At 57.5% G+C, this 13,535-nt stretch carries 11 protein-coding genes and 2 pseudogenes; 7 read left to right on the top strand and 6 right to left on the bottom strand.

The genetic code is table 11. From position 1 onward, the window contains the following. Positions 1-263 precede the first annotated feature (263 nt). Positions 264-1,437: pseudogene (locus P8S53_RS04960) on the bottom strand (IS5 family transposase). Positions 1,438-2,148: 711 nt separating this feature from the next. Here P8S53_RS04960 and P8S53_RS04965 point away from each other — a divergent pair. Both P8S53_RS04965 and P8S53_RS04970 read left to right on the top strand, forming a co-directional pair. Further along, positions 2,149-2,763 carry a LysE family translocator gene (locus tag P8S53_RS04965; protein ID WP_277806052.1) on the top strand — a complete coding sequence of 205 codons (615 nt, stop codon included), beginning with the start codon at positions 2,149-2,151 and terminating at the stop codon, positions 2,761-2,763. 285 nt (positions 2,764-3,048) lie between these two features. Then, entirely contained in the window at positions 3,049-3,681 is a 633-nt protein-coding gene (locus P8S53_RS04970) for a tyrosine-type recombinase/integrase (protein ID WP_277806053.1), read from the top strand. Between the two features lie 466 nt (positions 3,682-4,147). Here P8S53_RS04970 and P8S53_RS04975 read toward each other — a convergent pair whose 3' ends face one another. The 3 genes from P8S53_RS04975 to bla all read right to left on the bottom strand — a co-directional run bounded on the left by P8S53_RS04975 (position 4,148) and on the right by bla (position 6,448). Further along, positions 4,148-4,774, bottom strand: coding sequence for a TetR family transcriptional regulator (locus tag P8S53_RS04975; protein WP_277806054.1), 627 nt, complete (start codon positions 4,772-4,774; stop codon positions 4,148-4,150). A 288-nt stretch (positions 4,775-5,062) separates the two neighbouring features. Then, positions 5,063-5,440, bottom strand: coding sequence for a DUF4354 family protein (locus P8S53_RS04980; RefSeq protein ID WP_277806055.1), 378 nt, complete (start codon positions 5,438-5,440; stop codon positions 5,063-5,065). A gap of 225 nt (positions 5,441-5,665) precedes the next feature. Beyond that, the gene (bla, locus tag P8S53_RS04985; protein WP_277806056.1) at positions 5,666-6,448 is read right to left on the bottom strand and encodes a class A beta-lactamase; all 783 of its coding nucleotides are present in this window, start codon (positions 6,446-6,448) and stop codon (positions 5,666-5,668) included. 290 nt (positions 6,449-6,738) lie between these two features. On the opposite strand from bla, the pseudogene P8S53_RS04990 reads away from it, so the two are divergent. Both P8S53_RS04990 and P8S53_RS04995 read left to right on the top strand, forming a co-directional pair. Then, positions 6,739-6,885, top strand: a pseudogene (locus P8S53_RS04990) (LysR family transcriptional regulator); the annotation flags it as partial. 88 nt (positions 6,886-6,973) lie between these two features. Further along, the gene (locus P8S53_RS04995; RefSeq protein WP_277806679.1) at positions 6,974-7,390 is read left to right on the top strand and encodes a LysR substrate-binding domain-containing protein; all 417 of its coding nucleotides are present in this window, start codon (positions 6,974-6,976) and stop codon (positions 7,388-7,390) included. Positions 7,391-7,703: 313 nt separating this feature from the next. On the opposite strand, the gene P8S53_RS05000 is transcribed toward P8S53_RS04995, so the two are convergent. Then, positions 7,704-8,912, bottom strand: a complete 1,209-nt coding sequence (locus tag P8S53_RS05000) for a hypothetical protein (RefSeq protein WP_277806057.1) — start codon at positions 8,910-8,912, stop codon at positions 7,704-7,706. Between the two features lie 260 nt (positions 8,913-9,172). Beyond that, positions 9,173-10,054, bottom strand: a complete 882-nt coding sequence (locus P8S53_RS05005) for a LysR family transcriptional regulator (RefSeq protein WP_277806058.1) — start codon at positions 10,052-10,054, stop codon at positions 9,173-9,175. A gap of 102 nt (positions 10,055-10,156) precedes the next feature. On the opposite strand from P8S53_RS05005, the gene P8S53_RS05010 reads away from it, so the two are divergent. From P8S53_RS05010 to P8S53_RS05020, 3 genes are read left to right on the top strand one after another with little or no spacing between them, the layout of a single operon-like run. Then, positions 10,157-11,320, top strand: coding sequence for a PLP-dependent aspartate aminotransferase family protein (locus P8S53_RS05010; protein ID WP_277806059.1), 1,164 nt, complete (start codon positions 10,157-10,159; stop codon positions 11,318-11,320). 55 nt (positions 11,321-11,375) lie between these two features. Further along, positions 11,376-12,386 (top strand): amino acid ABC transporter substrate-binding protein, encoded by a 1,011-nt coding sequence (locus tag P8S53_RS05015; protein WP_277806060.1) that lies wholly within the window; start codon positions 11,376-11,378, stop codon positions 12,384-12,386. 2 nt (positions 12,387-12,388) lie between these two features. Further along, positions 12,389-13,534, top strand: coding sequence for an amino acid ABC transporter permease (locus P8S53_RS05020; RefSeq protein WP_277806061.1), 1,146 nt, complete (start codon positions 12,389-12,391; stop codon positions 13,532-13,534). Position 13,535 lies beyond the last annotated feature (1 nt).

Consider the following 13,535-nt stretch of genomic DNA (forward strand, 5'->3'; position numbering starts at 1 on the left):
CCGCATCATCTTGGAAAAGCCGTCATTCGCGCCATGCTGCGGCTCCGGTGTTCGCACGATCCCGCTCAAGCATATTCCTGCATATTGCCCAGCAGAATGCCGGTCATCGAAAGATCAGCAACATCCCGGTCAATCGCGTCCACCCTAACAGGGCGCTGAAATAGTCCCTGAGCCGGAAGGCTGTCCCTTCATCAGGGCTGGGTCGGGGGATTGCGATGTCTGTCGGCGCGTTCGACATACGCGCCAGGTGCGGTTCTTCCGCGTCACACAGCCAGCAACCGGGGCAGTCTTGCGAGGTTGTTGGCGGCCATTGTCAGGATGAACCGCGACCGGACGCGATCGACGCCGCGATACATGGTCTGTGCCATGCCGCCGACGGTTTTCGCCCAGCCGAACGCCTCTTCAATTTTCTTTCGGTGCTTCTGGGACAGGGCGTAACCGGCATGTCGGGTGGTTCGGCCATCGATTGCTGAATATCTCGTTTTCTGGGCGATATGGGGCGTGACGCAGGCTTTGCGCAGGTCGGCAACGAACCCACCCGCGTCATACCCCTTGTCGGCCCCCAGCGTCATCTGCCGGGTCGATCCAGGGGAATGGCGATGAACCATGTCCAGGGCGGCCGTACGTTCGGCATGGCCGTCAGCCTGGGTCAGGTCGCCTTGCACGATCAGCCCACTCCGGTTCTCCATCAGCGCATGCCCGATGAAGCAAAGCATCGCCCCGGTGCCCGGGGACTTCTTGTAAAGGCGCGCGTCCGGGTCGGTGGTCGAGGCGTGGGTGGCATTGGACCGTTTCTCGCCCTTGAAATCGACTTCGGCATTGCGGTGGGGTTTGGTGGTGCGGGGCATCGGGTCGGTCTCGGTTGGGGGTCTCGGAAGGCGCGGGCTCAAGCGTGGCATCTGGGGCGAGTGGATCGCATGGCCCGTCATCGTCAGGCGGGGTGGTCTCTGCCTTCGGCTGGAAGCTCTTCATCGACGCCCAAGCCTTCACCAGCGTGCCATCGACCGAGAAGTGGTCGTCCGACAGAAGCGGCGCGACCTCGCGATGGGCCAGAATCGCCGCCATCACCTTGCGCGACATCTGCGTGCTCAGCAGCCGGTCGCGGTTCTTCGTGAAGACGGTCGGGACCCAGACGGGATCATCGATACCCAGCCCGACAAACCAGCGGAACATCAGGTTGTAATTCATCTGCTCCATCAACTGACGCTCGGATCGGACCGAGAACAGGAGTTGCAGCAGGCTGGCCCGGATCAGCCGTTCCGGCGGGATCGAAGGGCGGCCGAAATCGGTGTAAAGCGCCTCGAACTCGGCATCGAGACTGGCGAGCGCGTCATTCACCACCTGACGGATCTTGCGCAAAGGGTGCCGCACCGGAATGCGCTCCTCCAGATCAACATAGCTGAACAGCGACCCGCTCGTCCCGTCCGTCCCGCGCATCGTCACCCCCGCCGTTACAGTGCAAAGAGTGAATCATGTTCTCAAACCGCTGTCGAGACAGGACTATTTCAGCGGCCTGTTAGTCGTTCTAACATCAAGGCATCAGCCCAGTAAATGTGGTTCAGAGTAGCCGCAATCGATTGACAGAACGCACCTCGATCCTTCCAACGACTGAATTTGTGAGTCCATCGGCAGCGTTTACCAAAGAGATGTTCTGCCATGTATTGTAGCGGGCCATGAGTCGGCAGTATTCGGATGAGATCATTTTCTCAGCTTCCAATAGTTCTTGATGTGAGTTGCTTTTAGGACGCTTACTCGGAAGCGTTGTCTGTGGCGCTATTCCGCGCCGGAATGTCCGGCACTAACACCCTGATCAGGATGCTAGCATGACCAGCCGACCATGGTAAAATCAGTCATTTTATGGGTTGCGTCAAGCGTCAGATACAACCTCTTTGTCCCGCATCGCCGTTATTAAACATCATGAAATGCTGCGCTATGGATGAATGGCCGGTCTCGTGAAGTTGTACCGCAGCGCTCGACCATGAAGCCAATGGCCGGTGAGGGCCGGGTGTGTCGCTGTCCCCTCGAAGCAGAACGTGGCCATGCTGCGCCGCCACAAGGCTGAAACGAGCCCAAACTGGACAAGCCGAGGCTTGTGGTCAAGCTGTGGGTTTGCTCTACTGATTTGAAACCAGAGATTGGAATAATGCCTTGGAACCGTTGACCGTCGCAATCTTCGCAGGTGCCCTGTTGCTTAACGCGGGGACGCCGGGACCCAGCATTGCGGCCTTGGTTTCCCGTGTGATCACCAGCGGATGGCGAGATGTAATTCCCTTTGTCGCCGCCATGTGGATCGGCGAAGTGATTTGGCTGTCCATGGCAATCGCTGGGTTGACCGCACTGGCCCAAACTTTCCAGTTCGGTTTTCATGTCCTGAAGTGGCTCGGCATTGCTTATCTTTGCTGGCTAGCGTTCAAGATGTGGCGGCAACCAGTGATTGAAAGTCCTGACGAATTGCCCCGGCGTTCATCTTGTTTGTCGATGTTTGGCGCCGGGATGGCTCTTACGTTAGGCAACCCCAAAATCATGGTATTCTACATTGCGCTTCTCCCCTCGCTGATTGAACTTTCGACGGCTGGCTTTCAGGAATGGGCGATGCTCGCTAGCGTTACGTTGATCACACTGGCGGCGATTGATCTGATGTGGGTATTCCTTGCTCACAAGGCACGTCTCTTGTTGCGGACCCCGCGTGCAACACGCATTGCCAACCGGATCGGAGCGGTTGCCCTTGGCGGAGCGGCAGTCACTGTAGCAACCCGGAACTGAGGCACTTTTGCCATTGTCCGGTTTGTCCGCGCTGCTGCCACCCACCCTGCGAAAATGCTGCAACACCCACGAACGACTGGTCTTGTGAAGCGGCATCGGTTCTACCGGTGAACGGCGGCTCTGGGCCAACAGGTTGAAGCGCCCGCAAACAGATTCGCCTTACTTCAGGATGCATGAATGTCGCTGATGGGCTCCAACCTGCCTTGCGGCGCTGCAGTGTGCTATTATCCCTGACCAGCGCGGTGTCGGTGTTGTGGTGGTGAGAGGCGGATTGGAAGATCCGTCGTGACTTCTATCAACCTTTCTGCCATTCGGGCGCGCCGCTCTGCATGGAACAAGGGCCGACTCGTGGGGCAAAAGCGTCCCCTTCTGCCAAAGCATGTCTGGGCGATTCGGGTGCGCCTTGAACTTGCGGAACGCCATCGTGACCTAGCGCTGTTCAATATGGCAATCGACAGCAAGTTAAGGGGCTGCGACCTCGTTCGCCTGCGCGTCCCTGATATCTACGCTGCTGGCCAGGTGAAGGAGCGGGCCGCGATAACCCAAAGCAAGACCTCTCAGTCTGTTCGTTTTGAGATCACGGCCGGGACGCGGGCATCGCTGAAAGCGTGGATTGAGTCGCCGCAGATGTTGGGATCAGAGCACCTGTGGCCCGGGCGTTTGCACGACAGAGCACACATTTCAACGAGGCAATATGCCCGGCTGGTGCGGGAGTGGGTGACGTCCATTGGGCTTGAGCCAAGTACTTATGGCACACATTCCATGCGGCGCACCAAGGTTGCGCAGATCTATCGTAAGACTGGCAACTTGCGCGCGGTTCAGCTCTTGCTCGGTCACACCAAGATGGACAGCACGGTTCGGTATCTCGGTGTGGATCTTGAGGATGCGCTGACAATCTCGGAAGGGGTGGAAATCTGAAGTCGAGGGGGCAACCTTCCGGCCGCCCCCTCAAACGTTGCAAGACTGTTAGCTGCCGCTGAAATAATGCACCAGCATGCGCCCGCTCCAGCTTCATTGCAGACGGTCAGGCAGCAAGTGTCGGGTGATCGACGTGCAGAGGGCGGTTTCCGGACATGCGCGGCAGGCGCAGATACAGTGTTAGGCATCGCCGAAGCTGTCATTTAGGTATAACTCAGGATAAGGCAGGCCTCTGGGGCGCGGAACGCGTCAATGCTGCGAAGAATGCTCGGGAAGCACCCTCCTTGTGCAACCATCCCTGACATCCAGCCCGGCCCCCTGCCGTGACGCGCAACAGATGTGGCATGGCCCGCTATCAGCGGCCTGCAGGGTGACTGCGTATTTGAGCGGGTGAGCCGCGGGGCGACCTTGCTGCCGGTATTTGCTGTGGTTCGGAAGATCGCCGGAGCGACCGCCCCCGCTTCAGTCAGGAGACAGGATCGCAGATAGGCAGGATGCTCGCGGTCCGGATTGCGGCGGCGATCCGGGAGGTCGTTTCGTCAAGGCCGAACTGGAGGCCGTCATTGATCGCGGCCATGCTGATCTCCTCGTCCACCAGCCGTATGGCGGCTGCGGTGGCGGCTGCGCAGAGCCGGACTTCGAAATCATCCTGGCTCCGTCCGGCCCGGTCGGCGACGATCCCGATAAGTTGCACCTCCGCCGCGTGACATGCCATCAGCCAGGATGACCGCAACGCGGGTTCGCGGTGCAGGATCGCCAGAATGCGGACGGCGAGCATGCCATCGCGGACAACATCCGCGTCGGAGGCGAATTCAACCACCGCTTTCGGCAGGTAGGTTTCAATACTTTCAGTTTTTGGCCATTTGCGCAGCAAGGCCGCGAAACTCAGCTCGCCGAACATCAGCACGGGTTCGATGCAGGCCTCTTTGGAGCGGAAGTAGCGCCAGACAGTGCGCTTCGATATCCCTGCCGCAGCGGCGATATCATCCCCGCTGGTCGCGTCGAAGCCATTTTTCAGGAACAACCGCGCTGCATGGCGCGACACGTCAAGACGCGCCATGTCTCGTCTTGAGCCGCCGGTCACCTTGTTCATGTCCAGGTCCGTTCCCTTGCCGCGTGTGATTGTCAACCAAAGTCAATGCACATCGGAACGTCGCTGACGAATGACAATCTGCTATTTTAGCTTGGCACATAGAAGCATATAATTCACCAGAATATTGGCCTGGCGGTGAACTGGCGTGACGCCTTCAGCGCGGAAGGACATGCCCTATTGAAAACGAATATCCAAGTCAGGCGCGGCCGCGCCCGATTGGGCGCGACCATCTTGTCCCTACCGGCTTATTGCAGTGTTCCGCAGGTAGGTCCGGTTTGTGATCACAGGTCAGCAGTTGTCTGATACGTGGACCGATGTCACTTCAAGAACCATGTCATTGTCCGATCCAAACGAGGCAGAGCCGGTCACAATGTCGCCTGCATTGAGGCTACCGGAGATCAGCACCTCATCGACTGTATCCAGACCGAAACGTTCGCCAGAGGTGGTTTGTGCAAAGAGGCAAGTCTCTGCCAGATCAACGGCGCTGTCAGACGTGTTGGTGAGGGAAAGGTCGAATGTCTTGGTGTAAGCGACAACATCGCCCATAGTCATCGATCCGGTTGAGCGGTCGACAGCCAGAACGGCTAACTGGTCGTTGGACATCGCGATCGTCGGAAGTGCCAGAAGCACAGCCGCCATGATGCCGGGAATGGCGTAATTTGTCATGTATTTTCCTTTTTGGGCGCAGATTGCGCGCATAGATTTTCAGAATTGAGGCCGCCACCAAAGGACAGCGAACACTCAGCCACAAACATTTTTTGTCACTAAGTGACACGTCCTTCAACCCTCGGCTTCTGGCCCCGGCATGTTTCCGCCGTCTTTTGAGGTGCGGATTGCCGATACTCGTGCGCCATTACTCACAATCGGATTTCCGGGGCGGCCAGGTATCGCTTAGCGGCTTGTCACGACATCCATGACAGCCTGCGAAAGCTCGATCACCGCGCCATTCCGCGCTTCAAAATCTGCATCGGCATCCGACAGGAACACCGAGATGAAGTAGGGTGCCTGTTCCGGTGGCGTCACCATGGCGATGATGTTGCGGTTGAAGTTGCCGCTGCCGGACCGGTCGGCGATCAGCCAGTCTGCCGGTGTGCTGGCCCGGATCAGGGGACCGGTAACTCCGCCATGGCGCATCCAGTCGGTCAGCTGCGCGCGGGACTGCGGTGTCAGCACATCGTCGGTCAACATCGTTTCCAGCGTTGCCGCCATCGCCGCAGGTGTCGTCGTGTCGCGCGGATCGCCAGGTGCGAATGTGTTCAGCTCCGGCTCGCGCCGGTCCAGGCGACTGATCGGGTCACCGATATCGCGCAGAAAGCTGGTCACGGCTTCTGGCCCTCCGATGTGGTCGATCAGCAGGTTTGTCGCTGTGTTATCGCTCATGTCGAGAGAGGCGAAACACAGATCGTCGATTGTCATCATGCCGCCGACCATGGTTTCCGTCACCGGCGCATAGGAAAGGATGTCCTGCGCCGTGATCTCGACAGGCGCGTTCAGATCAAGCATGCCGTCATCTGCCAGGTGCAGAACAGCACCACAGAGCATCGGCTTGAACGTGCTGGTCATCAGAAACCGTTCATCAGCACGGTGGCTGATCGACCAGTCCGAACCGCTGTCGCGCAGATACAATCCGACGCGGGCACCAAGCCTTTGTTCGATCTCTGCGATTGTTCTCAAGCAGCCGCTGCTCTGGCTCCTCGGCAAGAGCAGCGGAGGTGTTCAGCAGACCAAGGACAAGCCCGGCAGCCATCAGCGGGCGTAAAGTAGAAAAATGGAACATCTATTCATCCTTTGGGGGGGCGGACATGCCATATCTGCTTCACCCCGGTCACTCGGGATGACTGCAGACTTATGACCGATCCGGCGTCAACATGGAACGACATCACCTGATGTCATGACGCGCTGCATAAAGATGCGCTTTACCGACCTCAAACGACAAAGCATCAGGTACTGCATTAGCTGGAGTAATGACCCTGGATCGACCGGATCTGCCTCTGAACGGATTGCGCGTGTTTGAAGTGGCCCTGCGGCAGGGCAGTTTCACCCGGGCCGCCATCGAATTACGGGTCACGCAAGCAGCGGTCAGCCATCAGATCGCAAGGCTGGAGGACCGGCTGGGTGTGACGCTGTTCTTGCGCACCTCCGGCGGGCTGGTGCCGACCGATGAAGGGCGGGCGCTATATCCGGTTGTGGAATACGGCTTTGACACTATCGCCCGCGCGCTTGACCGGATTACCGGGCAGCGCCAAGTCAGAAATCCTGAAAGTCGGCGTTGTCACCACCTTTGCGGTCGGCTGGCTTTTGCCGCACCTTGCCGCGTTTCAACGCAGCCATCCGGCAATCGATCTTCGGATATCGACGAACAACAACCGCGTGGTAATTCTGCGGCGTAGCTATCGTGACGACGAATGGCCGCGCTGGTTTGCGGGGGGCGAGGGGGCCTGCCCACCATTGACGGGGCCGATCTTCGAGTCATCCGTCGCAATCGCTAATATCGCGGTGGATGGTGGCGGCGTGGCGCTGCTACCTGTGGCGATGTTTACCCGCCACATAGATGAGCGACGGCTGGTGCAACCCTTTGCCGCGCGCGTCGCGGCGGGAAGCTATTACCTGACCTAGCCCGCAGATCGGCCCGCCACACCGGAAATGGCGGATTTTGCGGGCTGGCTTCGCGCAGAGATATGCGAATAGAATGCGTTCTTCATATTGATGTCGGTTACGATCGTGGCGGGCTGGCCTTAGAGTCAGTTCTTGTGCATTGCCACGTGAAGCCGGTCCAATCAGTGAGGAAGGCATCATCTGATATCGTGCGTGACGCGACCAGATGGCGTATGTAAAGGCGGCGCTCAAGAGCGCCGCCTGATATATTTCACAGTTACGAAGTTCTTATGCCGTGCCACTGCCGGTTTGAACGCGTGTCGACCGTGATGCGTCAGTGCGTGACACCAGATCCGCCAACCGCGACAATTGTGTAGGGCACGCCTTCGACGGCAATTGACTGTTCTACTTCGAATGTTTCGGTCGAGACAAGGTGGATCAGCCCTTGCAGCGGGTCGGTGATGGCGATGTGGTCACCTGCGACCGCCAGACGCGGGCGCGGGTCGCGCCAGTGACCATCCATCGAATAGGGCTCGGTCACCTGCAGGCTTTGGGTAATCTCGCCTGACAGGATGTTCAGCAAACGTAGTTGGCCGTCCTCGGTCAGGATATAGGCGTTTTGTGCCAGGACCGGATCGAGGGCGAAATCCACGCGGCGGGTTGGCAAATCAACCTTGCGGAACGGCTCTTCGCTGCCCGGTTCGATAATGACCACGGCAGCAGGGCCAAAATTGCCAAGGAAGAACTGCATTGCAGTTCCGCCTTTCAGGGTTGATACATTGCCATCACCCAGATCAGCGGTCGGGATATGCTCTAACGTTGGCTGTGTTGCGCCGGTGCCGGGGGTTGCAAGAACCACCCCGTCGTGGCAGCCGAAGGCAAAGACCCGCGCGGATTGCGCCTGTCCATGTACACCGGGACATTCCACCACGTCGCCGACCTCTGCGCCGTCCATATCAATCACCCGCAGCCCAAAGCGTGGTTGATCAGGGTCTTCATGCGGAACCGAGACGACGAGAAAGTCACCCATCGGCGCGGCAAGCCCGTGATGCGCGGCACCGGGTGAAAGGTTGAGCGGATCGAAGCTGCCGTTGATCACATCGCTTTCGGAAAACAGGACCACATCACCTGTGCCATCGTCAAAAATTGCGATCGTTCCTGACCCTTCGACAACATGGGCCGGCCGCGTGCCTTCGATCACGGTCGACAGCAGCTGTGCGTCGGTGATTTTGATATCCTGATGATCACCATGATCCTCGAAGGCGATTCCGGTATCGATGATCGCGACCTTACCGGCATCACCCTGCACGGCATAGATTGTGCGCCCGCTGATGCTACGGGTCAATGCAGGTGTTTGGTCGATCTGGAAGGCGTCCATCTCCGTGCCGTCGTTGAGATCCACCGCGCGGATGATCCCGTCGACATGATCGCCAATGAACAAGCGATAGACCGTTTCGTCATGTGCAGCAGCGCTGCTGGCGACAAGGCCGGTGATGGCCACGGATGTCAAAAGAAGTTTCGTGAGTGTTGACGTGCGGGACATTCCCACCTCCAGTTTTGCTATAATGTGTTATGTTATAATATAACATCAATGGATGCCAGTCCGTTTCTGAAAAACGTGGCGCTAGAAAGCAACCGTGCATAGCCGACCTAGTCTGCAAACTGTCGACTCGATTGTTACGGAAAACCGTGATCTATTTGCGCAGATGCCTGAGAAGGCCGACGGGATCGACACAAAGACGAAATCCCAAGGATCCGGCACCCGGGACCGAAATGGCTCGCTACATGCAGAGATGTCAGAAACTACAGCTTGTCCCTTTGCCTCAAAAGGCAGGCTGTGAAATCACGCATCAGGACAGATTTCTGTGAGTCGGCAGGGTAGATGATGTAGGATCTGAAATTGACCTTTGGGGCAAAAGGTCTGAACTGCAACGTCTTTCTATAGGTATGAGTTGCCATCGGATTCACCAAGCCGACTGCGTCGCCGCTAAGGCAAAGCGCGCAGATTGTCGTCGAGCTTGGAGTTTCGATGACATAATCGGGTTCAATACCGGCATGGGCGAGGACCTCATCAAACCTGTGGCGGGCCCTATCCTCTGAGGCTAGGCCGATGAGGGGTTGCCCCGCAAGCATTTCTGGCGTGATTTCTTCATGGCGGCACAGCGGATGATCAGGATTCATCGCAATTGTGCCTGAAAAATTTCCAAACAGCTGTGTATCTACGCCGGATCGGTCAATCTCATCCGCGGCCAAACCGATGTCATACTGGCCATCGATTATGCCGTTGCGGATCGCGGCAGACCAAGTGATGTGGAACGTAATCCGCACCTTTGGGTTGCGTTCCCGGAAATCACGGATCGCGGCAGGCACAAGCGTGCCTCCTCCCGCAGACAAGCAACCGATCTTTAGCGTTCCTTCACCATAATCTCTGATCGCCGCTGCTGCCGCGCGTATTCTGTCCATACCACGAAAACTCGCGGTGACCTCCCGATGGAACAACTTGCCTTCTGGCGTAGAGACCAGCCGCCCACGCACGCGATCAAAAAGCTGGAATTTCAGACTCTTTTCGAGTTCCGCGATAAGGCGCGAAATGGCCGGCTGGGTCACATTCATCAGTTCAGCGGCCCGTACCGTAGAGCCCGATATCATCACTGTGTGAAAGGCCTCTATCTGCCTGTGATTCATGTTCTACCTATAATATTTGGTTATTGAGGTATGTCAGCCTATCAGTAGACCTTGGTGCGGTATCCTGCAACTATTGTGACAGTTCTCAAAAAAGGCACGACAATGCGCGACGCAACCAAAGCAATCCTACATCCTGCAATCAACGAAGACGGCTATGCTGCGTTAACCGTGCCGACACATCGCGCGTCGACCATCGTATTCACCAATGCCCAGTCTTATGCCAAGCGTGGCCAGCGCGATTTGGATAATTATTCCTATGGAATGCACGGAACGCCAACACAGCGTGTTCTGGAGGCGCAGCTGACCGCGCTGGAAAATGGTCAGCGCACCGTCATTGTTCCGTCTGGCCAGGCTGCCATCGCCATTGTCATGCTGTCGGTGCTGCAAACCGGTGATCATGTCCTGATCGCTGAGACGGCCTATCCACCGGCAATCGGCTTTTGCAAAAACTTTCTTGCGCCACGTGGCATAAGCTATTCAACTTATGCACCCGGGATAGGGGCGGATATCGAAGCGCAGATCACTGACCAGACACGCCTGATCTGGATGGAATCCCCCGGCTCGACAACTATGGAAGTTGAAGACGTGCCAGCGATTGTCAAGGTTGCCAAGAAGCACGGCATCTTGACTGGCATAGACAATACCTGGGCCACACCTTTGCTGTTCAAGCCGCTGGATCACGGTGTCGATTTTTCGATGCAAGCTTTGACCAAATATCCGTCCGGTCATTCTGATGTCCTGATGGGTTCGGTGACCGTCAATGATCTTGGCTTGCGCAAAAACCTGCGCGACCAGATGCGTATGCTGGGGATGCATACCGCGCCTGACGCGATTTCGCTGGTCCTGCGCGGTCTGGAAACGATGGCCCTGCGCGTGGCCCACTCTGGTCGCATCGCTGGTGACATCGTCACAAAGATTGCTGCGCGGGGCGATTGCGAAGTGCTTTACCCCGGTTTGGCCAGCAGCCCCGGACATGACATCTGGAAACGCGACTTCAACGGCGCAAGCGGCCTGTTTTCCGTGGTCCTGCCCACCGCCTGGGATGCCCGGCTTGACGATGCACTTAATGCGTTGGAGGTCTTTTCGATCGGGGCGTCCTGGGGAGGGACGCATAGCCTGATGGCCCCGATGACCGTCAAAGAGCATCGCAGCGCGACCCATCCGCGCAACGATTGCACCATCCTGCGCATCAGCATCGGGCTGGAAGATCCAGCCGATATCCGTGCCGATCTGGACGCTTTCTTTAACAGAATTTCCAGAACTTGATCACCCCCCAAAGCGTCCAGAACGTGACGCGATCCAACAACCAACAGGAGATATCATGAAATATACAATAGCAATTGCCGCAAGCCTGAGCACCATTGCAACTGCCGGTGCTGCCCAGTCAATGCTTCAGACCGTCCAGGAGCGTGGGCGACTGATTTGCGGAGCCAGTCAGGGAACGCCCGGTTTTGGCGCGCCTGATGACAACGGATACTGGCGGGGTCTTGATATCGAGACATGTCGCGCAGTTGCCGTTGCTGTGCTGGGCGATAAAGATGCAGTGGATTTCGTCCCCCTGTCGGGTCAGCAGCGTATTCCCGCACTCCAGACGGGCGAGATAGATGTTCTGCCGCGCACCTTGACCTGGACGCTTCAGCGCGACGCTAACGGGATCAATTTTACCACGCCGAATTACTACGAATACACCGGGTTCATGATGCCGACATCACTGGGCATTACAGAGGTTTCACAGATGTCCGGTGCCTCGGTTTGTGTTCAGACCGGCTCAACCACCGAAGTTGTCGTCAATGACGTTTCGACCAAGAACGATCTCGATCTGCAACCGATCATTTTCGACAATACGGCCGCCGCGCGGCAGGCCTTTTTCGGCGGGCGGTGTGATGCCCTGATCACCGATGCAGGTGCTTTGGCATCGGTGCGCGCGACAATGTCTGACAGCCCTGATGACTACATCATCTTTCCGGCCACCGAATATGCCGATGCGCTGACCCCGGCGGTGCGCGGCGGGGATGATCAGTGGATGGATATTGTTACCTGGTCGATCCAGGCGCTGATCGCGGGTGAAGCCTTTGGTCTGACCCAGGACAATGTGGAGGATGCGCTGAATTCAGACGATCCGCGCATCCGCCGGTTCCTTGGGACGGATCAGGGCAACGGGACGGCACTGGGTCTGTCGGATGATTTTGCCTATCGCATCATCAAGGAAATCGGAAACTACGGCGAAGTCTTTGACCGCAATATCGGCGCGGGCAGTCCGCTTGATCTGGAACGGGGATATAATGCGCTGTTTACCGACGGCGGCCTGATGTTCCCGCTGGCGTTCCAATAGACATGTTCACGTCGCTTTGGTATTCCGCCCGCCTGCGTGGCTGGGCTGTTCAGATCGCCCTTGCGGGCGGTCTGATCGCCGTGCTGCTCTGGATTGCAGGCAATACGGCGCAGAATTTGACAGAACGCGGTATCCGGACGGGTTTCGATTTTCTGTCGCGCCCCGCACGCTTTCCGATTTCGGAATCGGTCATCCGGTATGATCCGTCAGATACGTTCTTCTGGGCCTATGTTGTCGGTGTGGCCAACACACTCTGGCTGTCGTTTCTGACGATCCTTTTTGCGACCATTCTGGGGCTCGCTGTCGGCCTTGCGCGGCGCTCAGCGCATCCTTTGTTGTCGCAGATCGCCATGGTCTTCGTGACAATCATGCGAAATGTCCCGCTGATCGTACAGCTATTGTTCTGGTATGGGATCACGACATCGATATTTCCGGCACCCAGGGATGCGTTCAACCCTTTACCGGGCGTTTTCCTGTCGCTGCGCGGTGTCTATGCGCCCTCGCTTGTTGCGGGGCCGGGCGCAGTGGGGCTGATCGGCGTCGTTCTGGTGGCAGCTATGCTGATCATCTGGGTCAGCCGCAAGGCCCTGCGTGGCGGTGTCAGAATGCGTGTCGCCGTGCCCGCGGGAATCATATGCTTTGGCGTCGTCTGTGTGGTGTTCTACGGCCTGTTTGGCAGCCCGATTGGTCTGGAAATGCCTGAGCTGACCGGGCTGAACTATCGCGGCGGGCTGCATTTCACGCCAGAATTCGCTGCAATCGTCTTCGGAATCACACTCTACACATCCGCCTTTATCGGCGAAATCATCCGTGGCGGGATCGAAGCGGTCAAACAAGGCCAATGGGAGGGGGGGCGCGCACTGGGATTAAGTGAGCGCCATATCATGTTCCGAATTATTCTTCCGCAGGCGCTGCGCGTAATCATTCCGCCGATCACTTCGCAGTATCTGTCGACTGTGAAGAATACGACACTGGCCGTCGCAGTCGGCTATCCCGAACTTGGTCTGGTCGTGAATACGGTGATCAATCAGACAGGTCAGGCACTCGAAAGCATCCTGATCATGCTGGGTGTTTATCTGAGCATCTCGCTTTCGGTTTCCGTATTCATGAACTGGTATAACAGGCGCGTCGCGCTGGTGGAGCGTTAAC

Source organism: Roseinatronobacter sp. S2 (genome assembly GCF_029581395.1).
Taxonomy (GTDB): Bacteria; Pseudomonadota; Alphaproteobacteria; order Rhodobacterales; family Rhodobacteraceae; genus Roseinatronobacter.

Bases quoted from the DNA above. Each gene is read 5' to 3' on its own strand.
- P8S53_RS04975 (WP_277806054.1), bottom strand. From the start codon at position 4,774: ATGAACAAGGTGACCGGCGGCTCAAGACGAGACATGGCGCGTCTTGAC.
- P8S53_RS04980 (WP_277806055.1), bottom strand. From the start codon at position 5,440: ATGACAAATTACGCCATTCCCGGCATCATGGCGGCTGTGCTTCTGGCA.
- P8S53_RS05000 (WP_277806057.1), bottom strand. From the start codon at position 8,912: ATGTCCCGCACGTCAACACTCACGAAACTTCTTTTGACATCCGTGGCC.
- P8S53_RS05005 (WP_277806058.1), bottom strand. From the start codon at position 10,054: ATGAATCACAGGCAGATAGAGGCCTTTCACACAGTGATGATATCGGGC.
- P8S53_RS05010 (WP_277806059.1), top strand. From the start codon at position 10,157: ATGCGCGACGCAACCAAAGCAATCCTACATCCTGCAATCAACGAAGAC.
- P8S53_RS05015 (WP_277806060.1), top strand. From the start codon at position 11,376: ATGAAATATACAATAGCAATTGCCGCAAGCCTGAGCACCATTGCAACT.
- P8S53_RS05020 (WP_277806061.1), top strand. From the start codon at position 12,389: ATGTTCACGTCGCTTTGGTATTCCGCCCGCCTGCGTGGCTGGGCTGTT.